Annotated in this window: 16 protein-coding genes and 1 pseudogene; 12 read left to right on the forward strand and 5 right to left on the reverse strand. The window is 59.9% G+C overall.

The genetic code is table 11. From position 1 onward, the window contains the following. Positions 1–104: 104 nt before the first annotated feature. Genes EU811_RS11620 through EU811_RS11635 form a run of 4 tightly spaced genes read left to right on the forward strand, consistent with a single transcriptional unit; the run spans position 105 to position 8,471 of the window. Complete coding sequence (locus EU811_RS11620; protein ID WP_142938561.1) at positions 105–746, forward strand: SAF domain-containing protein; 642 nt, start codon at positions 105–107, stop codon at positions 744–746. Next, positions 743–2,056: an AAA family ATPase gene (locus EU811_RS11625; RefSeq protein WP_142938562.1), complete on the forward strand. Its 1,314-nt coding sequence runs from the start codon at positions 743–745 to the stop codon at positions 2,054–2,056. The genes EU811_RS11620 and EU811_RS11625 overlap by 4 nt, the downstream gene beginning before the upstream one ends. A gap of 57 nt (positions 2,057–2,113) precedes the next feature. After that, positions 2,114–6,970, forward strand: a complete 4,857-nt coding sequence (locus EU811_RS11630) for an NAD-glutamate dehydrogenase (RefSeq protein ID WP_142938563.1) — start codon at positions 2,114–2,116, stop codon at positions 6,968–6,970. A 31-nt stretch (positions 6,971–7,001) separates the two neighbouring features. After that, complete coding sequence (locus EU811_RS11635; RefSeq protein WP_142938564.1) at positions 7,002–8,471, forward strand: sensor histidine kinase; 1,470 nt, start codon at positions 7,002–7,004, stop codon at positions 8,469–8,471. 110 nt (positions 8,472–8,581) lie between these two features. On the opposite strand, the gene EU811_RS11640 is transcribed toward EU811_RS11635, so the two are convergent. Continuing rightward, complete coding sequence (locus tag EU811_RS11640) at positions 8,582–8,830, reverse strand: WhiB family transcriptional regulator (RefSeq protein ID WP_003804966.1); 249 nt, start codon at positions 8,828–8,830, stop codon at positions 8,582–8,584. 352 nt (positions 8,831–9,182) lie between these two features. On the opposite strand from EU811_RS11640, the gene EU811_RS11645 reads away from it, so the two are divergent. Next, positions 9,183–9,569: a hypothetical protein gene (locus EU811_RS11645; protein ID WP_208096048.1), complete on the forward strand. Its 387-nt coding sequence runs from the start codon at positions 9,183–9,185 to the stop codon at positions 9,567–9,569. A gap of 38 nt (positions 9,570–9,607) precedes the next feature. On the opposite strand, the gene EU811_RS11650 is transcribed toward EU811_RS11645, so the two are convergent. The 3 genes and pseudogenes from EU811_RS11650 to EU811_RS24655 all read right to left on the reverse strand — a co-directional run. Further along, positions 9,608–12,301, reverse strand: coding sequence for an FtsK/SpoIIIE domain-containing protein (locus EU811_RS11650; protein ID WP_238703394.1), 2,694 nt, complete (start codon positions 12,299–12,301; stop codon positions 9,608–9,610). A gap of 416 nt (positions 12,302–12,717) precedes the next feature. Then, positions 12,718–12,927, reverse strand: a complete 210-nt coding sequence (locus EU811_RS24195; RefSeq protein ID WP_238703397.1) for a hypothetical protein — start codon at positions 12,925–12,927, stop codon at positions 12,718–12,720. Between the two features lie 295 nt (positions 12,928–13,222). Then, a pseudogene (locus EU811_RS24655) lies at positions 13,223–13,744 on the reverse strand (FHA domain-containing protein); the annotation flags it as partial. A 182-nt stretch (positions 13,745–13,926) separates the two neighbouring features. Between EU811_RS24655 and EU811_RS11655 the strand changes: the two are divergent. The 7 genes from EU811_RS11655 (at position 13,927) to EU811_RS11685 (ending at position 21,583) form a co-directional block, all read left to right on the forward strand. Then, positions 13,927–14,544 (forward strand): acyltransferase, encoded by a 618-nt coding sequence (locus EU811_RS11655; protein ID WP_014922230.1) that lies wholly within the window; start codon positions 13,927–13,929, stop codon positions 14,542–14,544. Further along, positions 14,541–15,632, forward strand: coding sequence for a DegT/DnrJ/EryC1/StrS family aminotransferase (locus EU811_RS11660; RefSeq protein ID WP_142938567.1), 1,092 nt, complete (start codon positions 14,541–14,543; stop codon positions 15,630–15,632). Before EU811_RS11655 ends, EU811_RS11660 begins: the two co-directional genes overlap by 4 nt. Continuing rightward, positions 15,632–16,618 carry a Gfo/Idh/MocA family protein gene (locus EU811_RS11665; protein WP_142938568.1) on the forward strand — a complete coding sequence of 329 codons (987 nt, stop codon included), beginning with the start codon at positions 15,632–15,634 and terminating at the stop codon, positions 16,616–16,618. The genes EU811_RS11660 and EU811_RS11665 overlap by 1 nt, the downstream gene beginning before the upstream one ends. A 185-nt stretch (positions 16,619–16,803) precedes the next feature. Further along, the gene (glf, locus tag EU811_RS11670) at positions 16,804–17,988 is read left to right on the forward strand and encodes a UDP-galactopyranose mutase (RefSeq protein ID WP_142938569.1); all 1,185 of its coding nucleotides are present in this window, start codon (positions 16,804–16,806) and stop codon (positions 17,986–17,988) included. Further along, on the forward strand, positions 17,985–19,991 hold the full coding sequence (locus EU811_RS11675) for a glycosyltransferase (protein WP_142938570.1): 2,007 nt from the start codon (positions 17,985–17,987) through the stop codon (positions 19,989–19,991). Before glf ends, EU811_RS11675 begins: the two co-directional genes overlap by 4 nt. A gap of 2 nt (positions 19,992–19,993) precedes the next feature. After that, positions 19,994–20,851: an ABC transporter permease gene (locus EU811_RS11680; RefSeq protein ID WP_165450180.1), complete on the forward strand. Its 858-nt coding sequence runs from the start codon at positions 19,994–19,996 to the stop codon at positions 20,849–20,851. After that, entirely contained in the window at positions 20,852–21,583 is a 732-nt protein-coding gene (locus tag EU811_RS11685; protein ID WP_142938572.1) for an ABC transporter ATP-binding protein, read from the forward strand. A gap of 237 nt (positions 21,584–21,820) precedes the next feature. Here the strand turns inward: EU811_RS11685 and EU811_RS11690 are convergent, their stop codons facing one another. Further along, positions 21,821–24,064, reverse strand: coding sequence for a hypothetical protein (locus EU811_RS11690; RefSeq protein WP_142938573.1), 2,244 nt, complete (start codon positions 24,062–24,064; stop codon positions 21,821–21,823). Positions 24,065–24,103: the final 39 nt, after the last annotated feature.

Here is a 24,103-nt window from a genome sequence, read left to right on the forward strand (position 1 = left end):
GGCCCATTTGAGGCCGGTGGCCTTGGCTCCGCGAAAATGCGCCGGTAAGAATGAGGAGGCAGGTGCTTCCACCATGCCGTAACTCAAAGCGGGGAAGCAGGAAAATGGGAGAAAGTATCGGCGTGGCCGCGAGGCTAAGGAAACCATCATGGAAAGATCCGCGGCTTCTTATCGGTCTTTTGCTGGTCCTGGGGTCCGTCGCAGGCGTCATTGCCTTGGTGGGCACCGCAGACAGGACAACCCAGGTCTTTGCCGCCCGGGAAGACATCGCGGTAGGTCAGGTGGTCACGGAGGCGGACCTCTCCATTGTCAAAGTTCGTTTGGATGACGTTGAGGCCGGCTACATCACTGTGGAACAAGGGCTTGCGGAGAGCAGCGTTGCACTGCAGCGGATGGCAAAGAACCAGTTGATCCCTCGGGCAAGCCTGGGAGTCGCCGATGCGTTGGACCGCAAACCTGTAGCGATTGCCTTGGAGGAAGAACTCCCCCCGCAGGCCGTTCCAGGCGCCAGGGTGGACGTGTGGGTCTCCATGCCGGGTGCAAGCAGCGCTTTTGACGCGCCGGAGATGCTCCTGCCGAGCGCAGAAATTGCCGCGGTGACTCCTGGGAGTACTACGTTGGGCTCGGCCAGAACAACTGTGGTGATGGTGCTGGTGACGGATGAACAAATGCCGAAATTGTTGGGCGCCCAGGCGAACAGGGCCAAGGTCTCCGTCGTGTGGAACCCCACGGGCGTTGTTCGATGAGCATTCCTGTAGTGACCGTCGGCTCCGCTCAGGAAGCTGTAGTGGGCGGGTTGGAGCGCCTCCGCGGTCCCGTAACGGTTGTGCGCCGTTGTTCGGAGCTTGCTGAGCTTATTGCTGCTTGCCAAAGCGGCCTCGCGGTTGCCGCCGTCGTAGCGGAGGGCTGCGAGGAACTCACCACCACGCTGGTTGATCGTCTTGGGGCGGTGGGTGTCTCAATCATCGCCCTGACGGACGATCCAGCCGAGGCCCAACGTCTGCACTCCATAGGTGCCTTGCCGGCTATGACGGGCATCGAAGCCGGTGACTTGGCGGCCAAAATATCTGAGGCCGTTGGCAGGGGGAGCCGGCAAAGCCTGCCTGCCTCCGCCCGAGACACCGGATTTGCCGATCCTGGGGCAGAGCTGCGCTCGATGCCGGAATCGGACCGCAGCGATGAAGAGACTCCGCAGGGAGGCGGCCGGATCATTGCCGTGTGGGGGCCGATCGGCGCCCCCGGAAGGACGTTCCTTGCTGCCAACATCGCGGCGGAGTTGGCCGCGGAAGGCAAATCAGTCCTTCTGGTGGATGCGGACAGCTACGGCGCAAGCGTGTCGGCGGTGCTCGGCCTTCTGGAGGAGTCGGCTGGTTTTGCCCAGGCTTGCCGACTGGCGGACCAGGGACTGCTGGATGGTCAAGCCCTCAGGGCGGTGGCGATTCCTGTCTTCACCAAGGGAGGAACTTTTAGGGTGCTGGCGGGTACAACCAGAGCGGATCGATGGACCGAACTCAGGGCGGGAGCCGTCGCGATGGTTCTGGATGCGGCGCGGCAACTAGCGGATCATGTTGTGGTGGACACAGGTTTCTGCCTTGAATCAGACGAAGAGCTTAGCTTCGACACTATGGCTCCGCGTCGGAATGCCGCCACCCTGCGGAGCTTGGAAATGGCTGATGTTGTGTTTGCCGTTGGTTCCGCCGACGCGATTGGAGTGCCACGTTTGGTACGGGGACTGGCGGAGCTTGAGGCTGCGGTCCCGGAGGTATCTCCCCGGGTCGTGTTGAACAAGGTGAAGCGCTCGGCAGTTGGCCATTCGCCCCGGCAACAACTGGACGATGCGTGGGACCGATACGGCCCCGGAGTGGGCGTGGATGCCTACCTTCCTGCTGACCCCGTGGCATGTGACGCGGCTTTACTCACGGGTTCAGTATTACTGGAAGTAGCACCCGACTCGCCCCTGCGAAAGGCCATAGTAGGGCTGGTCTGTGCACCTGTCCAGCAAAAACAGGATTCCTTTGGCCGAACTATCAGAGCTTTGCGTCTGCCAAAGCGCTAGGCTCGCCATGTGGGCTGCAGAGTCGCAGCAATCAACATGTGATGGAGGCGTTTGTCGATGTCGTCAGGATCCAGCGTGGAGGATCGGTCCGATGCAGCAGTTGTCCGTGAAGGGTTCTTCGGTGACTACTATGAACACCTTGCAGAGGAGGATTCACGTGCGTATTCGCCCGAACTCTTGATTGCGCGGGCTACAAAGCACAGGGACATCGCCCAGTCCCGTCTACCTGGGAATGCCGTCGTCAAAATCGCCGGTGAGCCCGAGCGAAGTGTCGTTTACATCGTCACTGACGATATGCCGTTTCTGGTCGACTCCGTCAATGCAGAGCTTGTTCGCCAGAACTGCGCCATCCGGCTGGTCATGCACCCTCTGTTCGTGGTCACCCGTGATCGCAAATCCGGCGAGCTCACCAGTATCTCCAGGGTCCCCTCCAATGTCGGCATTTCCAGTGGCGACACCGCAGCACTCCCCAGCGTGGCCCATCTGCTGGGCGATGGCGATAACGCTTCCCACATGGAGTCATGGATCGCGGTTGAAATTGACCGGATAGGTGACGACGCGCGGGAAGAATTGATCGCAGGGCTCCAACGTGTCCTCGGCGACGTCAGGGCGGCAGTAGAGGACTGGCCCAAGATGCGCAGCAAGGCGCTCGAGCTGGCCGAGGCATTGGGTGGCGTGACGCACCCCGAGCAAGTGGCTGAGCTCAGGCAGGCACAAGACCTTTTGCGTTGGCTGGACAACGGAAACTTCACGTTCCTGGGCTACCGCGAATACGACCTTGTGGATGAAAACGGTGAGGACGTTCTTCAGCTCCGGGAAGACAGCGGCCTGGGCCTCCTGCGTGCCGGAGACACCACGCGTCAAGTCCAGCACCTCACGGATGCGGGCCGGAAGCGTGCAAGGGAAAAGCGTGCTTTGGTGATCACCAAGGCCAATTCGCGCTCCACTGTGCACCGACCCGCCTATCTCGACTACATCGGCGTCAAGAGCTTTGATGCGTTGGGCAACGTCAACGGGGAACGCCGCTTCATCGGCCTCTTCGCCACGAGTGCATACACCGGATCCGTGCGCAGCATCCCGATTGTTCGGGACAAGGTGGACGCTGTTCTTCGTAACGCCGGCTTCCCCATTGACTCCCACTCCGGCAAGGACCTTCTGGGAATCCTCGAAACGTATCCCCGCGACGAACTCTTCCAGATCGAGATTCCGGACCTTGCCTCCACGGCCACCGGAATTCAACGGCTCCAGGAACGCCGGCGGACCAAGCTGTTCTTGCGCCCGGACATTTACGGCCGCTTCATGTCCGCAGTGGTCTACCTGCCTCGTGACCGTTACACCACCAGTGTTCGTCTCCGAATCGAGCAGGAGCTTCGCGAAACGTTCCATGCCGAGAGCATCGACTACGAGGCCCGGATCACTGAATCTGCCTTGGCCCGTGTTTTCTTCAGGATCAGGTTGCCCCGCACAGCTGAACTGGCGGAAGTGGACGTAAAAGAGTTGGAACAACGTCTGATGCGCGCCTCCAGATCGTGGAGTGAAGGTATCTCAGAGGTTCTCCGCGAGCACAGGTCTTCGGCGGATGCCGACGTTTTGTCAGCACTCTGGGCCGAGGCATTCCCTGCAGGCTACCGTGTTGACTACGAAGTGGAAGACGCTCTTGAGGACATTGAGCGCTTCGAGAAATATGGAGCGGAGGCAGAGCGGGCAGGCCGGGTAACCAAGCAGATCAGGCCTGGCGTCCATGTGTATCTCCCTGAGGGCGCCGGTGAGGCCTTGGAAGAGGATGCCCGCGTCAAGCTCTACTTGATGGAGCCCAAGAGCCTCAGCCAGATCCTTCCCTACTTCCACAATCTCGGCCTTGAGGTCCTGGATGAGCGGCCCTTCGAGATTGAGACCTCGGATCACCGCGACTTCTTCCTGTACGATCTCGGACTCAAGTACCCCGTGGGTGTAGACCCGTTGGCCACGGGAGATCTCCTGAGCGATTCCTTCGGCGCAGCCATCACCGGCGCTGTCGAGTCGGACAACTTCGATCGGCTGGTACTCCGCGAAGGAATCCACTGGCGTCAAGTGGTGGTGCTCCGCGCCTACGCCAAATACATGCGGCAGATGGGCAACACCAACTCCTTTGGGTTCATCGCCGATACGCTGCTTGGCAATCCTGATGTTGCGCGGGGGCTCAACGAACTCTTCTCCGCGCGGTTCGATCCCACAGTTGCTGAAGAGCAGCGGCCCGAGCGCCAAGCTGCAGCCCGGGCAGCCCTTGCGGAGTCGATTGAGCAGGTGGCCACGTTGGATGCCGATCGCGTCCTGCGAACTTTCGTGAACCTTATTGAGGCGACTCTGCGGACCAATTACTACCAGAACAAGGAATACCTCAGCTTTAAGCTGGACCCCACATCGATCGATGGTCTTCCTTTCCCGCGCCCGATGTACGAGATCTGGGTCTACTCACCGAGAGTTGAAGGCGTGCACCTGCGGTTTGGAAAGGTAGCCCGCGGTGGCCTTCGCTGGTCCGACCGTCGGGAGGACTTCCGGACGGAGATTCTGGGACTCGTCAAGGCTCAGACCGTCAAGAATGCCGTCATCGTCCCCACAGGTGCCAAGGGTGGCTTCTTCGCCAAGAAGCTTCCCAACCCGGCCGCGGACAGGGCAGCTTGGATGGCCGAGGGAATCGAGAGCTACAAGACTTTCATTCGAGGCCTGTTGGACATTACGGACAACCTCGTTACATCAGCAGACGGCGAAAGGCTCGTGCCGCCGTCGGACGTTGTCCGGCACGACGGCGACGATTCCTACCTCGTGGTGGCAGCAGACAAGGGCACGGCAACGTTCTCCGACACCGCTAACGGATTGGCGGCCGAATACGGATTCTGGCTTGGTGACGCGTTTGCCTCGGGCGGGTCGGTGGGCTACGACCACAAGGCTATGGGCATCACCGCGCGCGGGGCGTGGGAATCAGTCAAGAGGCATTTCAGCGAGCTTGACCTCGACACCCAGACCGAGGAATTCACAGTAGTTGGCGTCGGCGACATGTCCGGTGACGTCTTCGGCAATGGCATGCTGCTTTCCCGCCATATCCGGCTGCTCGCCGCCTTTGACCACCGCCACATTTTCCTTGATCCCGCACCTGATGCGTCCTCATCGTTTGACGAGCGCCAAAGGCTCTTCGAACTGCCCCGGTCTTCCTGGGACGACTATGACCGGTCGCTGATCAGCGAAGGCGGCGGCGTTTACCCCCGTCAGGCTAAGACCATCCCGGTCTCGGAGCAGGTACGCAAGGCGTTGGGTCTGCCCGAAGGAACGACGCAGCTAAGCCCGCCGGAGCTTCTCCGCGCGATTTTGCTGGCGCCGGCTGACCTTCTCTACAACGGTGGTATCGGCACTTACGTCAAGGCCAGCACTGAAACGCATGCTGCCGTGGGCGACAAAGCAAATGACGCTATCCGCGTGGACGGCCGGGATCTGAGGGTCAAGGTTGTTGGCGAAGGTGGAAACCTGGGCCTGACGCAAAGGGGCCGCATCGAAGCCGCATTGCAAGGCGTCATCCTGAATACTGACGCAATCGATAACTCTGCCGGCGTGGACTGCTCCGACCATGAGGTCAACATCAAGATCTTCGTTGACCGGATGGTAGCGGCCGGCAAGCTTGACGCGGCGGAAAGGGCCGGCTTCCTGGCCGATATGACCGATGAGGTGGGACGGCTTGTCCTGCAAGACAACATTGACCAGAACATTTTGCTTCTGAACGACCGCACACGGGTCGCGGACTGGAGCCCAAGCTACGAGCGGCTCATGGACTGGCTGGAGAAGTCCGCCGATCTCAAGCGCGATCTGGAAGCACTTCCCACCACAGAGACTCTCCGGTCCAGGCTGGAACAGGGGCAGGGTCTTACGTCTCCCGAACTTGCGGTCCTGGCCGCATACGCAAAGATCGAACTGGCTGCAGCGTTGCGGGATAGCAACCTTGCCGATGATCCGTGGTTTGCGGACACTATTCGTGACTATTTCCCGAAACAGCTGCGGGAGAAATTCGACGCTGAGCTGGATACGCACCCGCTGCGGCGCGAGATCATCGCCACAGTAGTTGCCAACGACATCATCAACCTGGGCGGCATCACATTCGCTTTCCGGGCCATTGAGGAAACCTCGGCCAACGAGGTAGCCGTTGCCAAAGCCTTCGTTGCGCTGCGTGAAATCTACGATCTTGATCCGATGGTGGCCGAGCTGAATGCGCTTCCCGCATCATTCCCGACTGAACACTGGAGTGAAGTCCATTTGGACATCCGGCGGTTGCTGGACCGGGCAGTGCGTTGGGTGCTGGGGCAAGGGATGGCGTCGCAGCCTATTTCGGACGTAGTGGAATCCTTCAAGCCCTTGTTGGCCCCACTGAGGGCCAAGCTTCTGGACTACCTTCGGGGTGAGGACAAGGTCCGCATTTCGGGCTGGTTGGACAAAGCCCGTGGCTGGGAACTTCCGGACCACCTCGCGAAAAGGTGGGCGGAGTTGTTCGAAAGTTACGCGCTTTTGGACATCGCGCGAATCGCCGAGACCGGAAGCGAAGGCGTCGAGGATGTAGCGCACGTTTACTACACGGTGTTCAACCGCTTCCACGTGGATTCACTTCTGGAACGCATCAGTTCCCTGCCCCGCGATGACCGCTGGCAGGCCCTGGCACGGGCAGCCCTTCGCGACGACTTGTACTCCACAGTGGCTGACATGACGACGTCGGTCCTTGAGTCGACGGAGTCCGGCACCGTGGCTGAAGAACGCCTTAAGGCCTGGGAAGGGCAAAATGCTGAGCAGCTGGCACGCGCCAAGACCATGTTTGACGAGGTCAACGCGCTGGAAGCCGACGACATGGCCTCACTGTCGGTAGCATTAAGGCTCTTGAGGTCAATCGTTCGACGCTAGGGTCAGTCCCGGCGTCGCAAATGGAGGTGCAGTGGCAATCTTTACAGACCCCATCAGGGAACACGCTGATTTCGGGCCTGGGGATGCCGAATGGCTGCACCTCCTCGTCGGCGACTGGCAAATGGTCGCTGACTTGGCTTTCGCGGACCTCGCTTTGTGGTTTCCGCACCCGGAATTTGGCTACATCGCCCTCGCCCACGTCCGTCCGTCGACATCGCATACGGTGTTCCACGCGGACTTCGTGGGTGAGGGCATACGCTCGGATCTGCGCCCCCTAGTGGATAAGGCGTGGAACAGCCGGTCGATTGAACGTTCCAGCGAAACGAGTTGGAGCAGCGAGATGGCACTCCGGGTAGAGGCTGTGCCGATGGTGCGCAACGGCCGGACTCTGGCGGTTGTGACATCGCATATGGACTTGTCCAGTTCACGCATGCCATCGAGGCTGGAACTCACCTATCGCCAGTGCGCCTATGACCTCCTGCGGATGGGTACGTTGGGACTATGGCCCGACTTTGCCTCCCCAACGGGCTCGCGTCGCGGAGCACCTCGAGTCGGCGACGGCCTCATCCGACTCGACGCCGAAGGCATCGTCCAATACGCCAGCCCCAATGGCGTTTCCGCTTTCCGTCGACTCGGCGAAGTTGAGTCCTTGGAAGGCCGTTCTTTGGCGGAGGTGACGGCCGGCCTTCTGAAGGACCGGCGCATGGTGGATGAAACGCTGCCCTTGGTGGTCACGGGGCGCATGCCTTGGCGCAGCGAAATTGAGTCCAGGGGTGTCAGCCTTTCACTCCGAGCCATCCCTTTGCGCGATGAGCAGCACCGCTTCGGAGCCCTTGTCCTGTGCCGCGACGTCTCTGAATTGCGTCGCAGGGAAATGGAACTTGTTACCAAGGACGCCACGATCCGGGAAATCCATCACAGGGTCAAGAACAATCTTCAGACGGTGGCAGCCCTTCTGCGAATGCAATCACGGCGAATGGTCAGCGACGAAGCCAAGCAGGGCCTCGAGCAAGCGATGAGGCGCGTAGCCACCATTGCCCTCGTTCATGAAACTCTTTCTCAGGGGCTGACGCAGAGCGTCGACTTCGACGAACTGATCGGGCGCCAGTTCCGGCTTTCTGCGGAAGTAGCCTCCCCGTCCCAACAGGTGCGGACGGAACGCTCAGGAATGTTCGGCGAATTGCCCAGCGATTTCGCCACTCCGCTGGCTTTGGTCATCAACGAACTGGTCACCAACGCTGTTGAGCACGGACTCGAGGGGCGGACAGGAACCGTATGGCTCCTGGCCGACAGGGCAGAAGGGGACGGAGACGACGAATTCCTAACTGTGACTATTGCAGACGACGGCGTTGGACTGCCTGACGGCCAATACACCGAGGGTCTGGGCTTGCAGATTGTTCGCACACTCGTGACAAGCGAACTTGGAGGGTCCATCCAGTGGATCCCGCGCGAAGGGGGCGGAACCGCCGTCGAAATCGTCCTCAACCTTGCCAGGGCTTAGCCCCCGAGGGCAGGAGACTGACTCCCGGGGGCGGGAGTCAACGAGAAGCGCGAATAAGCCAACGAAAAGGCCGCGGACCAAACGGTCCGCGGCCTTTTTCGGTCCGTGGGTTAGGAAGCGCGACGTGCGCGTGCAGCGCGGCGCTTGAGCGCGCGTCGTTCGTCTTCACTCATGCCGCCCCAAACACCGGCGTCCTGTCCGGATTCCAAGGCCCACTGAAGGCAAGTGTCCACAACGGGGCAGCGGCGGCAGACGCTCTTGGCTTCCTCGATCTGCAGAAGTGCTGGTCCCGTGTTGCCGACTGGGAAGAAGAGCTCCGGGTCCTTGTCGAGGCAGGCTGCGCGATTACGCCAATCCATGCTGATCAGTCACTCCATTCGTGAGAACTAGAAGGGCCTTTTGTGAAAACATTCACGAGAGGCTCCAAAGGAAAGGGGCCCGCATGGGCCCCCTTGGTCGTCTGAGTCAAGCGTTTCATGTTAACGCCTTGTAAACAAGGGGTGTTAGTGGTCGAAATGCTCGGAATCCGTGAGCGATGCATCACATCAGCCGCCAGTGCCCTCACTGCTAGATGACTATGTCCGGTAGTGTGCCAGTGTGTCAAGACCTCCCGAAAACCCAGCCCAGCCCGTGTCCGGCCCGGACGGTAGCGATGATTCCGGCGCGACCGGGAACAACGCTTCAAGCTCATCTGGCGTAGCTCGACCGCCGTTGGGAATTGTGATCATTTCAGTGGTTGTACTGCTCGAAGCACTAGCTCTCCTCGGTGCCGCCGCATGGTACGCATATGAACTGCTGCGTGGTGCTCCTGTACTGACTTTTTGGGGGGCAGTTTTCACTCTAGGGCTTTTGCTGGCCTTCTCCGTCTGGTTATTCGCCGTAGGCCACTTCCTCTACCGTGGCTATAGGTGGACGCGGGCGGCTGCGCTCGTGGCCCAGTTGTTTGTCCTCACCATCGGCTTTCCCACCATGACCGGCGGGCTGGTGTGGCAGGGACTGGCAATGTTGCTCCCGGCACTGGCTGCGATCGTCTTCCTATTTCAGAAGGATGTTGTGGCTTATGCCTCACGGACCGGGGGAGCGTCCGCGGCACTGTGATGACCGGCGGCCCCTTCCGGTGCGGCGTGCTTACGGCTTCAATGGATTTTGCCAGACGGCGGAAAACCTGAAGTGAAGACGCCCTGAAAGGGGATTATCTGCTGCCCGTTGACCAGAAACCCGCGCCCTGGACGCCCGGCGCGATCGGCCTCAAGCCGGACGCCAAGGAGATCTCCGTCGTGGGGTGTCCCGGGCGCCAACACCAATCCCATGCTGGAAGCCTGCGCTTCCTTAGCGAACGGCAGATGTAAAAGCAGGGACGGCCCAGGTGTCGCTGTCATGATGATGCCGCGGACTTTTCCGACCAAGCCAGCCAAAGCCTGGCGCCCTTGGGCATCCAGTGTCTCCGCGTCGTCCACCAGCAGAATGCTGTTGGCGGAAAAGCTACCCGCTGCAGCCTTGCGCGCGACCGAAAGCCAAAAAGTCCCAGCCGTCGACGCGTCCGGCGGGTATACCCACGGAAACGAAGGGTTGAGAGCAGGCAGTGACGCCAAGGTGGAGCTCTTTCCAGATCGTGGCGTGCCAAGGATAGTGCTGACCCCATTTTCGCGGAGAGGCATGGACACAGGGTCGGCTTCATCTCCGCCGACGCCGATCCATAGCGGGCCCTGCAAATGACCGTAGGCGGCTTGTGCGCTCTCCGGGCGGGCTATAGCCGCGACGCCGAATCCGCCCGGCACTTCCCGTGCGCGTAAGGCGGCCACTAGGGCCTGAAGGTCCCTGACGTGAAGAAGGTCGGGGAGTGGTCGCACCCTAAAAGGCGGTTCGGAAGGCTCGAGATCATCGAACGGCCAGCGCCCGTTGGACGGAGCCTCGCGAAACTGAGCCACGGTTCCGTCTTCTTTGGCAAACTTTCCCATGACGACGGCCCTCCCGGGATGTGATTGCACATCCGGGAGCCGCGGCCAGTGGAACCGCGACTCTTCGGTGGATCCCAAAGGGAAATACGCGCGGTTCTGTATTGCAGCAAAAAAGCGCGAGCTGACAAGTTCCCTTTCCCCTGAAATGAGAACAGTGACGCCAAGGGAACCACCGTCCCTGACGATGTCCTGCAGGATTCCTTCTGCGTATCCGAAGGGCCCGCTCCGGATTGCTGCAGCCCACGAGCACCAACCGGCCACGATCAAGACCAAGGGTGAATTGCCTGCCTCGAAGACACCAGCGCTTCGTCGACGTTCCATTTCTTCGGCCAGGCGTTTCAAGACCCGCGTGGCCAAGGGCAATTGGTGCAGGCCCACCACGGCGCCAATCCGGCCCTCAGCACCAAGGTGCCCAAGCGCGCCCGTCGCATCAAGGATATAGACGTAGGGTTGGGGTCTCCGGGTAGCAAGCATCGCGGACGCAGCGATGAAAGACTCCCGCATGCCACTGGAGTCGCTGCCTATCATTGCCAGATGTCCGTCTTCGGAAGGCGACCACACCAGCGGTTCCACAACTTGGTGCAGTGGCCTATCGATCATCGCCAAGGGGCCGACTGTCCAACGGTCCTGCTCATCGGACCCATCTCCTTCATCAACAAGAAGCTGTTCGTGCCACGGAATTGATGTGGTCAGTGGCGCCGCAATCGGACGCCGGGGGAAGGGTTCGCCTAGTACCCGCCAAGCCTCGCGGACTATTGAGACGACCCCATCGGGACCGGTATTCGGGGGAGAGCCTTGCTCATTGGCCGCATACCGCACGTCGGAATGCTGTAAGGCCCGCGAAGCCGATTGCACGGCCTGCTGCGAACCATTAGGTCCTGCGCCGGATGCTTCACTGTCGGGGGAGAACGCGAGAGAGGCTGTCTGGAATTCTTCGGGGCTACTCGAAGCTTTGGCAAGGTATGCCCGCCCCGGAGTCTCTACCCGTATGGAGGCGGCGGCCTTCGTATTGATGATGTCCATGGACTCTGCTTCCGTTTGCACTCGCATGGCTATGCTGGACGTCACATTTGCCCGGATATCTGCGGTGAGTGCTCCCTGCGGCCTCTGCGTAGCCATCACTAAGTGAATGCCCAGTGACCGCCCGATAGTCGCGATACGCATTAACTCACGGAGTGTGTTTGGGGTCTCGTCCACCAGGACCCGGAATTCATCAATCACGAGGACCAGATACGGGATATTTGGGTCGGTGACGGAGCCCGCTTGCCGATACTGGGCAAGATCAGACACGTTGGCGGCAGCGAACAGCTCCTCGCGGTACCGGATCTCTCCGCGCAGTGAAACAAGAGCGCGATCCACATGGTGCCTGCTGAGGTCTGTCAGGAGCCCGACGCAGTGCGGAAGCCGAGCAAGTGGTTGCAGTCCCGACCCGCCCTTGAAATCCAGGAACAGGAAAGTTGTGTGATCCGGAGAATGGCTCAACGCGATGGAAGACACCAGCGTCCTCAGGAGCTCGGATTTACCTGCGCCGGTGGTTCCGGCAACCAGAAGGTGGGGGCCGTCGAGCCTGAAGTCAAAGGTCACTGGGCCGCTGTTACCTTTACCCAGCGTCGCGATTGGCCCGTTTCGCCCGGACGTCTCGGTCCACTTACGAAGTACCCTGCGTTGCCCGTGGGGAAGCAACTCAGCCAATGAACACTCCTCCGGAATCACTGCGCCCTGCCCCGGGTCTTCAGCGAGGGACGTGGCGGAGGACTTACGGCAGAACCTGTCGAAAACTTGCGCTGACACCAGGTCCGGTACAAACGATCGGCGCTCGCCATCCGTCTCCACATAGCCGGCACTTCCCGAGGGTGAAATTTCAACCACCACCGCCGAACGTTGTAACGAAACGCAGCAATGTAGCACCTGCCACCCGGAGGATCGTGCGGCTTTCAGGAGGGATGACCATAATTCCGCGTCATCAGGTAGGAAATCATCGACCATGAAGAGCCTGCCGCCCATCTTCCCGCTTCCGCGGTGCAGGGCGGCAAGGACGGTTTCCGGGCTGATTGCCAGCGTAACGCGGGGGAGAAACCGGGCACTCAGTGGCAACCTTCCCGCTCGTCCAAAAACAACGACAGGCGTTTCCGCGGCAGCGGGGAAACTGGCTAGCTGCATCAATAGGAAACGAAGCAAGCCATCTGTATGGTCCGGCTGTCCGCACAGCGCCACTTCGGGATACCTGGGGTCCAACGTTATCGCCGCCGCCCCAATGGTGGGCTGCCGAAAGTCTGGATCATCAGGAGTCAGTCGAATGTTTGCCACTGTTTGAGTGACTCCGATACGAAGCCATACATCTGGCCCATGTGCGTGGGATTCTGCCGCCGAAGCCGCAGGCCGGGTGACGGCTGGATCTCTTGTGGCAGGTTCCATTGCCAGTTGTTCCACAGGGGAGGGGTGATGAACTGCCAAAACCAACTCGGCGGCCGATGGCGAGCATCGGTGTCGGCGTTCAACGTCGTCCTGGACGGCGCGCGATATGGCCAGTTTGCCGGCCAGCCGCCCTTTCCGCCCTGCGATCAACGGGACGAGAATGCTCATTGCTGAAATGGCGGTGAACCCCAAATACATCCACATCCCCGTAGCCAGGGAGAGGCCGATTCCCGCTACCAAGGGCAGGCCGGCAGCCAAGGCCATGGCCCGGCGATTTCCTTGGCGGCGGGTATGGCGTACTTCCAGCGGTTCTTCAATCGACAGCCCTGCGTCGACGGATATAGGTGGGTAAGAACCGCCGTCCATGGCGACTGTGAAGGTGGAGTTGCCACATCGCACCGTTGATGAGGAAGAGAGCAAAGTGCGATTGGTGGACCGATCGTCCACGAACACCGGATTCGCACCGCTTACCGCCCTCACCGCGAGAGCTGTACTGGATACTTCCAAAATGGCGTGTTCCCTGGACATCGCGGGATCAGACACAGGAATGTCCGGCGACGCCCTTCCGATTCGGTATCGGCCACGGTGAATCCGGAAGATGGAACCCGCTCCGGGGCCTGTGTGGGTAAGCAGCATCAGGGACCTAAACAGGATCCTCCCTCCTCGATGAGGCGGAGCATCATCCACAAGGACGGCCCCTGTGATGAGAGGCGGTTGTCCCACCGTCAGAGAGCTAAGGAGGCGTCCGCCGACGGACAGGACGCCTGTCCCACGCGCGTCGGTGAGAAGTTGCTGCACCCGCGTACCGGATGCGCCCACCGGGACGGCGATGCTTAGTTCTTCAGGCTCCGCCGTTTCAGCAGCACCAGGGGCGCGTACCAAGGTGCACTCCAAGGCCATGGCTCTCCCTCTACGTCGTGGCGGTGATCAAGTGTGGGGTTGATACGAATCACGCTACGGCCCCGCGAACTCAAGCGCGGGGGCTGTTGTGGCCTATGTGGACAACTTTTGCAAAGCCCGTCGACGCGCATCCTTGACACCGCGGCTTGGTGTCTCAGCTAAGATGAATCTCGTTGTCGCGTGTGCTCAATGAGGAAGGACCTTCACCGGTGATAGTGGTTGCGGAGAGCGCCGATGTTTCAGACAAGGCGGTAATTGGTGATGGATCAAAGATTTGGCATCTGGCCCAAGTCCGCGAGCAGGCCGAATTGGGCGTCAATTGCATCGTAGGACGCGGAGCTTATATTGGCACCGGGGTCAAGATGGGGGACAACTGCAAAGTTCAGAATTATGCACTTGTCTACGAGCCCGCGGTACTGGAGGCCGGCGTCTTTATCGGCCCGGCCGTGGTACTCACAAACGATACTTACCCCCGGGCGGTTAGCCCGGATGGCGGCTTGAAGAGCGCTCACGACTGGGAGCCCGTTGGCGTCACCATTCGTGAAGGAGCATCAATCGGTGCCCGCGCCGTCTGCGTCGCACCAGTGACCATTGGTCGATGGGCAACAGTGGCTGCTGGTGCTGTTGTCGCCAAAGACGTCCCTGATTTTGCCCTGATGGTCGGAGTCCCGGCCAAACGCCATGGTTGGGTCGGTAAAGCTGGTTTCCCGCTGCAGCGCAGTGGTGAGAACTGGGTATGCCCGGAGACCGGCGCCACATATGTTGAACAGAACGAGACCCTTCGAGAGGTAGAGGCATGAGCCCCGAATTCATTCCCCCCGCTAAGCCCATCATCGGTGATGACGAGCGCAAGGCAGTAGAGGCCGTCCTGGCCTCCGGCCAACTCGCACAGGGTACGGAGGTTGCGTCCTTTGAGCAGGAGTTCTCGCAGGTCCTCCTCGATGGCAGGGCTGCCGTGGCGGTCAACTCCGGCACTTCCGGTCTGCACCTCGGCCTGTTGGCTGCAGGCATCGGCCCCGGCGACGAAGTAATTGTTCCGTCGTTCACTTTTGCTGCCACCGCCAACTCCGTGGCTTTGACCGGTGCGACTCCTGTCTTCGCTGACGTGGACCTGGATCACTACACCCTTGATCCCGCCTCCGTTGAATCTAAAATCACGGACCGCACGGCTGCCATCATGCCCGTTCACCTCTACGGCCACCCCTTTGACGTAGACGGAATCGGCGCGGTCGCTTCCAAGCACGGCGTGAAGGTATTCGAAGACGCAGCCCAGGCACACGGTGCGGCAGTCAACGGCCGGAAGGTGGGTACCTTCGGTGACTTCGCTATGTTCAGCCTGTACCCCACCAAGAACATGACCTCCGGCGAAGGTGGCATGGTCAGCACCGGCCTGCCCGACGTCGAGCGTCGACTCCGGCTGCTTCGCAACCAGGGCATGGAGCGCCAGTACGAAAATGAGCTTGTTGGCTTCAACGCGCGAATGACCAACATCCACGCTGCAATCGGTCGAGTGCAGCTGACCAAAATCAATGCCTGGACCAAGACCCGTCAGGAGAACGCTGCCTTCTTCGACGCCAACATCGAGGGTGTTGTCACTCCCAAGGTGTCTGAGGGCTACGAGCACGTGTACCACCAGTACACCATTCGCATTGCTGAGGACCGTGATGGATTCGCCAAGGCACTGCGTGAGGAATACAACGTTGGCTGTGGCGTGTACTACCCCATCCCCAACCACCGCCTCGCACCTTTCCAGACTTCAGATGACCTGCCCGTCACTGAGGAAGCCGCGGCCAGTGTGTTGTCGCTCCCGGTGCATCCTTCGTTGAGCCAGGACGACCTTGACCGCATCGTTTCCGCGGTCAACGCCATTGCGAAGGCAGGCAGCTAGTGGCAAATCTGCGCGCAGGCCTCATCGGGCTGGGGATGATGGGCCGCCACCACGCCCGCGTTATTCGCGAGCTTGAAGGCGTGGACCTCGTCGCCGTCGCTGATTCCTTCGGTGATCCTCACAACGTAGCCAGTGGGCTTGAGGTTTGCAGCTCGGTTGAACAGCTCATCGAGCAGGGTATCGACATGGCTGTAGCCGCGGTGCCTACTGTGCTGCACGAAGAAGTGGCGCTGCAATTGGCGGAAGCCGGAGTGCACTGCTTGGTGGAGAAGCCCATAGCCAACGACTCCGAGTCAGGCCGACGAATTGCCGAGGCTTTCGACTCACGGGGATTGATCGGCGCGGTAGGTCACATTGAGCGGTTCAACCCGTCTTTGCAAAGCCTCCGCGAACGGCTCGGCAACGGTGACCTCGGCGAGGTCTACCAAATTTCGACCCGTCGTCAGGGGCCGTTCCCGTCCCGCATCGCCGATGTCGGTGTGGTCAAGGACCTCGCAACTCACGACATCGACCTCACGGCTTGGCTTGCGCAAAGCAATTTCGTGAACGTCGTGGCACACACTACGTCCAGGAGCGGGCGCGAGCACGAGGACATGGTCACCGCTATTGGCCACCTCAAGAGCGGTGTAGTCACCAACCACATCGTCAACTGGTTGTCGCCCATGAAGGAGCGCACAACTGTGGTTTTGGGTGAGCGGGGTGCTTACATCGCGGATACCATCTCGGCTGACCTGACCTTCATCGAGAACGGCACCTTCCAGACCGATTGGGACTCCGTCGCGGCATTCCGTGGTGTTTCCGAGGGCTCGTCAACGCGTTTTGCCCTGGCAAAGCGCGAACCGCTCAAGATGGAGCACGAGGCATTCCGTGACGCTGTGCTCGGGAAGTCCATGAACATTGTCACAATGGCCGAAGGGCTTGAGACACTTCGAGTTGCTGAGGCGGTACTGGAGTCTGCAAATACGGGCTCCGTGATCTCGCTCTAGCGTTGTTCTTTTTGCAGTATTGAACGGGAGGCTGCCTGAGGGCCGAGCCTCCCGTTCGTTTTTTCCGGACAATTGCTGCCTTGCTGCCACGTACCGCCGAATCGGGGAACGATCGTAACGTCGGGTAGCCTTGACAAGTAGACGTGGGCATTTCTGTGCCCGCACGCCAATACACAGGAGAGTTTGTGAACGCTGATCTCGTCGTCGTCGGCTCGGGTTTCTTTGGCCTGACCATTGCAGAACGCGCCGCTACCGAGTTGGGGCTGAAGGTTGCGGTGCTCGATCGCCGCCACCATATTGGTGGAAACGCCTACAGCGAGAATGAGGCGCAGACCGGAATCGAGGTTCACCGCTACGGTGCACACCTCTTCCACACCTCGAATGAACGTGTATGGGAGTACGTGAACAGGTTCACCAAGTTCACGAGCTACCAGCACAAGGTTTACACCAGCCACAAGGGCGAGGTGTACCCCATGCCCATTAACCTGGGCACCATCAATCAGTTCTTCCGTTCGGCCATGAGCCCCACGGAAGCGAAGGCTCTCATCGCCGAGCAGGCTGGCGAACTGGCGGGCACCGATCCCCAGAACCTCAATGACAAGGGCATCCAACTCATTGGCCGTCCCCTGTACGAGGCTTTCATCAAGCACTACACGGGCAAGCAGTGGCAGACTGACCCGAAAGACCTGCCGGCAGAGATCATCTCGCGGCTTCCCGTGCGTTACAACTATGACAACCGGTACTTCAACGACACCTACGAAGGTCTCCCGGTAGACGGCTACACCGCTTGGATTGAGCGCATGGCAGATCACCCGAACATTGAGGTTGTCCTGAACACGGACTTCTTCGACGACGGCGAGTACGGTCGGTCATCTGTCCTCGGTCAGGTGCCGGTCATCTACACGGGTCCGGTGGACAGGTACTTCGACTACACCGAAGGTGATCTCTCGTGGCGCACCATCGATCTCGAAGAAGAGGTACTGCCGATCGAGGACTTCCAAGGCTGTTCAGTCATGAACTACCCGGACGCTGACGCCGCGTTCACGCGCATCCACGAGTTCCGTCACTTCCACCCTGAGCGCGACTACACCAAGGACGCCACCGTCATCATGCGTGAGTTCTCGCGCTTTGCTGAGAAGGGCGACGAGCCTTACTACCCCGTAAACACCTCTGATGACCGTCAGAAGCTCCTGGCGTACCGTGACCTCGCCAAGGGCGAGAAATCGGTTCTGTTTGGTGGCCGTCTTGGAACGTACAAGTACCTCGACATGCACATGGCCATCGGTTCGGCTTTGTCCATGTACGACAACAAGATCAAGCCGCACTTTACCGGCGGCGCCAAGCTTGAAAGCGGGGGAGTGGACGCATGACCGCTACAACAAACGAAAGCCAGGAGATCTCCATGACGGGCACTACTGCCGCTGAAACCCCGGCACCGACGGAAGAGAACCTGCGGATTGTCCAGCGCGTAATTTTCCCCGCCAACCGTGACCTCGACACTCTGCCGCTCTACGTGGATCCTGACACCAACAAGGTCCAGAGGAGCGGCGGAAATACAGATGTACAGGCCATCGGCATGGCACGGAAGCTCCACCCCGAAGACATCCTGGGCCGCGGCTCCGTCCAGGTCCGCCGTGGGGAGCGCCTTTCATTCGGGTCTTACTTCAACGCTTTCCCTGCCAGCTACTGGCGCAAGTGGACTATCGCTACCAAGACCGTTCTTCACATCGAAACCGAGGGCGAAGGAACGGTCATCGTGTACCGTTCCAACGCTCGTGGTGCGGCCCAGCGTGTTGATTCGATTTTAGTGGAGGGCTCGTCCACTAATGATTTCGAGCTGACATTGGCTCCCTTCGGCGACGGCGGCTGGTACTGGTTTGATCTCATTGCCGGCGGCGACGGCATGACGCTCAAGAGCGCTCATTGGGCCGTCCCTGATGAGGGTCGCGCGCAAGGCCGCGTCACGCTCGGCGTCACAACGTTCAATCGCGCCGATTACTGCCTCGAGACCATCAAGTCCATCGATGCCGACGCGGGTCTCCGGGAAATCCTTGCCGAGCTCATCATCGTGGATCAGGGCAACAAGAAGGTAGCTGACGAAGCTGGCTTCGACACCGTTGCAGAGTCCATGGGTGATCAACTCCGGATCATCAACCAGGGTAACCTGGGCGGCTCTGGCGGCTTTGCCCGGAACATGTACGAAATGGTTGTTTCTGACAAGAGCGACTACGTCATGCTGCTGGACGACGACATCGAGCTGGAAACAGAGGGAGTCATGCGTGCGGTGGCGTTTGCCGACCTCTGCCGCAAGCCGACCATTGTTGGCGGCCACATGTTCGACATGTACAACAAGTCGGTCCTGCACGCCTACTCAGAGGTCGTCAACTTCTACCGGTTCCTCTGGGGCCCGGTGGAAGGGCTCGGTAATCACGACTTCTCCAATGCAGGTCTGCGCTCTACGCCTCAGCTTCACCGTCGCTGGGATGCAGACTACAACGGCTGGTGGATGTGCCTTATCCCCAAGACGGTTGTGGAGACCATTGGCCTGTCCCTCCCGGTGTTCATCAAGTGGGACGACGCGGAGTATTCCCTCCGCGGCCGCGCAGCCGGCTTCCCAACAGTTACCCTCCCCGGGGCGGCAGTATGGCATGTCTCTTGGGCCGATAAGGACGACTCCGTGGACTGGCAGGCCTACTACCACGAACGCAATCGTCTCATCGCGACCCTCTTGCATTCGCCGTTCCCCAAGGGCGGACGCATCTTGCGGGAGAGCCTGAACACGGACGTCAAGCACCTGGTGTCAATGCAGTATTACCCCGAGCAGGCCCGCGTGATGGCGCTCCGGGATGTACTTGCCGGACCGGGCAATCTGCACGAGCAACTGCCCACCACCATGCCTCAGCTCCGTGCCATGCGCGAGGAATTCCAGGACTCCCAGGTCAAGACGGACCCCGCTGCGTTCCCGGAAGTTTTCCGCAAGCGTCCTCCGAAGAAGCCGCAATCCTACAAGCAGCCCGGGGCGCTGGGCCTGCTTCCCTGGGCCGTGAAGACTGTCCTCAAGCAGACGCTTGCACCTGTCCGCGATACCGCCAAGGCCAACCCTGAAGCGCATGTAGCTCATCAGGATGGCAAATGGTGGAGCTTGGCGCACTTGGACAGTGCCGTTGTGTCGAACGCGGACGGCACAGGGGCTTCCTGGCATTTGCGGGATCCCAAGATGGCCCGGCAGCTGCTGGTGGAATCCGCCAGGCTCCATGCGCAGCTCTTCTCCAACTGGGAGACACTTCGGGCCCAGTACCAGGAGGCGCTTCCTGAGATTACTTCCATGGAATCGTGGCGGAAAACCTTCGAAGCCTCGGAGCCCAGCAAGTAGCGATGACGACTTCCACTGATACCTATGCTGTTCCCGGGGTAGGAGCGGGGCTGCTGGATGTTTACCGGCGCCGCTATCTCCTCAAATTGATCGTGCGTAAGGAACTCCGTGTGAGGTACCGGGGTTCTGTCCTGGGCCTTGCCTGGTCCTACGTCAAACCTCTGGTTCAGTACGTTGTGCTGTTCTTCGCTTTGGGGATTGTGCTTCGCGTAGGGGATCAGATTCCCAATTACGCGCTGTACATGTTCTCCGGCGTCATCGTCATCAATTTCTTCTCGGAAGCGTTCTCGAATGCCACGAGATCAATCGTGTCGAATGCCGCGCTGGTCAAAAAGATCTATCTGCCAAGGGAGCTGTTCCCGGTAGCCTCTGTCTGGGTGGCAGCGGTTCATTTCCTTCCCCAACTGGTGGTCTTGTTGGCAGCTGCGCTGCTCAGCGGGTGGAAACCGGACATTATGCAGCTCATTGGAGCTGCTCTGGGCTTCGTCATTGTGGCAGTAACGGCGACCGGCCTGGGCCTCTTGGCCGGAGCCGTCAATGTCTTCTTCCGCGACGCTGAGAACATCGTCGACATGTTGATGATGATCGTCACGTGGACATCGCCCGTGCTTTATGACTGGACCATGATCCGCCGGCTGGCACCGCCTTGGGTGTTGTTCATCTACCAGCTCAACCCGATCACGGTGGCTGTCGAGTTGTTCCACTGGGCCTTCTGGTATCCCACTGTTGACCGTCCAGTCGAACTGCCTCCACATCTGATGTGGACGGGATTGATCGGTTTGGGCATGGCTGCCTTGTTCCTTATCATCGGCCAACTCGTCTTCCGACGACTTGAGGGCCACTTTGCGCAGGAGGTCTAGATGAGCGCCGCAATAATCGTCAAGGGCCTTAAGAAGACCTTCAATCTCCGCCATTCGCACTCCCTCAAGGAGACCCTGGTATGGCTGGTGAAGGGCCGGAAAAGCGACCTCAGCAAGAAGTTCGATGCACTCCATGACGTGAGCTTCGAGATTCAGCCAGGGGAGACCGTGGCTTTGTTGGGTTTCAACGGCTCGGGTAAATCCACGCTGTTGAAACTCATCTCCGGCGTTATCCTGCCGGACAAAGGCACAGTCCGCACGAAGGGTCGCGTTGCCGGGTTGATCGAAGTTGGCGCAGGTTTTCACCCGGACTTGTCCGGTCGCGAGAATGTCTTCCTCAATGCCGCTATCCTCGGAATGACCGAGCAGGAAATCAACGAGAAGTTCGACGAAATCGTTGCGTTCTCCGAGATAGAGCAGTTCATCGACACCGAAGTGAAGTTCTATTCCTCCGGTATGTTCCTGAGGCTTGCTTTCGCAGTAGCAGTCCACACTCAGCCCGATATCTTCTTGGTGGATGAGATTTTGGCGGTGGGCGACGAACCCTTCCAGAAGAAGTGTCTGGCTAAAATCAAGCAGCTTTCGGATGAGGGACGGACGCTGGTTGTGGTCAGCCACGACCTCGACATGATCTCGCGCATCTGCGACAGGGGAGTTGTGCTTGCCTCCGGCACGGTGCAGTTTGAAGGCCCCGCTGACCAGGCTGTGGCATGGCTTCGCGATAGCAACTAGCAGGTACTGGCTGTTTGAACCCTACGGTGGACAGTAATATGGCCACCGCACATCATCTCTGTATGATGCGCGGTGGCCTTTGTCGTATGTGAGTAGCAATAGGCGGGACCGGGGCCCCGCCCGCACTACTTAATGGCTGCTGAAGGCACCTGCCAGGGGTCCACAAAGAAGAGCGTCCGCCCCCTTTGGGGCGGACGCTCTTCTGACTTATGGGTGGCTCTACTGCCTTTCAGCCGCTTAGACAGCGACCTTCTCAGCTGAAACCGGTAAAATGTCTGCCTCTGACCGCGTGCGGCGATGCCGACGAACATAGTGGAATACCGTGAACAACAGAATGCCGAACCATGCAGCGCCCTGAGCGGCGAGACCCATGGTGAGGCCCGGCGTCGTGAACGTTACGTCCACGGATGTGGCGCCGGCCGGGACATCCACCAGTATTACTCCGGCGGGACCCTGCGTGAGCTTCTGCGGTTCGCCATCAACCGTGACGGTGTAGCCGGGCCATGCGAGACGGGCAAGCGTCAGCTTTCCCGCAGTGCCGTCTCCGGACAAGGTGATGTGTTCGTCATTGCCGTTCCTGACGGAATCCTTGACGGAGATGCCATCAGAAGCCCAGGAAACGGTGCCTGGATAGGGCAACGGGTTATCCCGCTGAAGGATGGTCCTGGTCTCATCCGAGGCCACAATTGACCAGCCCGGGGCAACGGTGAGTTGGTCAGGGGCGATCAGCGTCTTTTGGACGGACACCGTCTCGACCTGAAGAACGTCAGCCAACGTTACGTCGATTTCCCCGGAGGCCTGCTTGAACAGCTCAGTGTAGGCCAGAGGACAGGTCTCGCCCCGGTAGTTCATGCACAAGGCATTGACGTATGTTGTGAAGCTGATTCCGCTATAGCGGCCCATGCTGTTGTTGACGTCTGCATTGAGGATCTGATTGCCGTAAAGGAGGCGGCCCTCAGTGAATTCCTGGCCAGTGATCTTCATAGTGTTGAAGATCTGGATTGTGTTGCCTTTGTAGCTACTGGTGGCGTCACGGAGCGTGTCCGCATCCACGGGGGAGCCGATGCCGGCAACAGCGTTGTTAGGGATGAACTGCCTGGATTGCATGCCCAGCGTCGCGATCGTTCCCACCACCATCACTGCCGCCAGCCCCCGGTAGCCGAACCGTTTCCATCCAAGTACAGCCAACGCCACCAGAACAAGCGTCACGAACAGTGTGAAAATCTGCCATTTGCCGCCGCCGGGCACCATGGACCAGGCCCGGTAGGTCCCAAAGCCGAGGATGGCGACGGTGATGAACAACCGTTTCTTCCAGGATGAGGTCTTCAAACCGGCTGAGGCCACCACCGCGACGAGGACGATGACGCCGAGGTAGACGTATTCGATGAGTCGGATGGGCCAGCGGAAGACGAGCACCTGGGAGGGGGCAAAGGTCAGCAGGAAGTAAATGCCAGTGATGATGTAGATGCTGAATATTTGGCGCGAGCGGTTACGGAAGCTGCGGAAATCCAGCCACGGAAGCAAAGGCAGGACGAACCATGCCAAGTAACTTGAGGGAACGTTGTCTATGGGGGCCCAGAAGTTGTTGATGCGAGGCATCATCGAGGATGTACTCATCGTTAGCAGCGATGACATGTCCGGAGCGAGAAAGAGGTCATTCAGGATTTCGTTCTGCTGGCGAACGGTCACAGCGGAGCTGAGGGGCAGGGGGAAATAGACCAGGACAGCGGTCAGACCCACTAAGGCGCCGACGATGACGATTGGAATGAGCCGACGCCAGTGCCTCATCAGCATCAGCTCGACGGCGACTGCCGCCAGGACCAGGATGACGCCAATGGCTCCGTAGGGATTTCCGGCCGTCATGGTGAGGAAGCCCAACAGGAACGGCAGGAACGGGGAGGTGTTGCGACGTGCGTAGCGTCGGACTGACCACCAGAAAACGGTAATCCAAGCGAAGGCCATGAGGCCTCCCGGCCAGCGGGCTGCTTCGTAGAAGAGCGTGAAGCCGCTGAAGGGGATGGCTACGCCGGCGGCCAAGGCAAGCGGCCGGTTGGAACCGTAATCGCGGGCCAGCATGAACGTACCAAATGCGAGCAACGCGATGAACTGGACGATGATGAAATAGCTCGCCAGAGACAGGTTCTCGAAGTTCGAAACAATAACAGAGTTGACGATGTTGACCGGGTTGAAGATACCGTAGCCCACCTCGGCCACAATGTTCCCGCCTACCCAGCCGCCTGGCTCCATGAGCGGGAATCGGCCGGACCGTATTTCCTCGCCCATGTGCCGCCACAGAGGGAGGAAAGACTGCATCATGTCATCCCAGTAATAGAACGTGGGGTTGAAGAGTCGGGGGATGATGGAGGCGATGGCTGCTATGGCGGCAGTGAGTATGCCCCAATGCCAGTCGTGCTGCAAGAAGTAGCGCCGCCGGGCAACCGGCGGGCGCTGGGCAGTAGCCCCGGATGTTCCTGCTGTCATGGTCTTGGCTTGCTCCTTAGCGCGCGGCATAAGTCTGAA

Source organism: Arthrobacter sp. TS-15 (assembly GCF_006964045.1).
GTDB lineage: Bacteria > Actinomycetota > Actinomycetes > Actinomycetales > Micrococcaceae > Arthrobacter.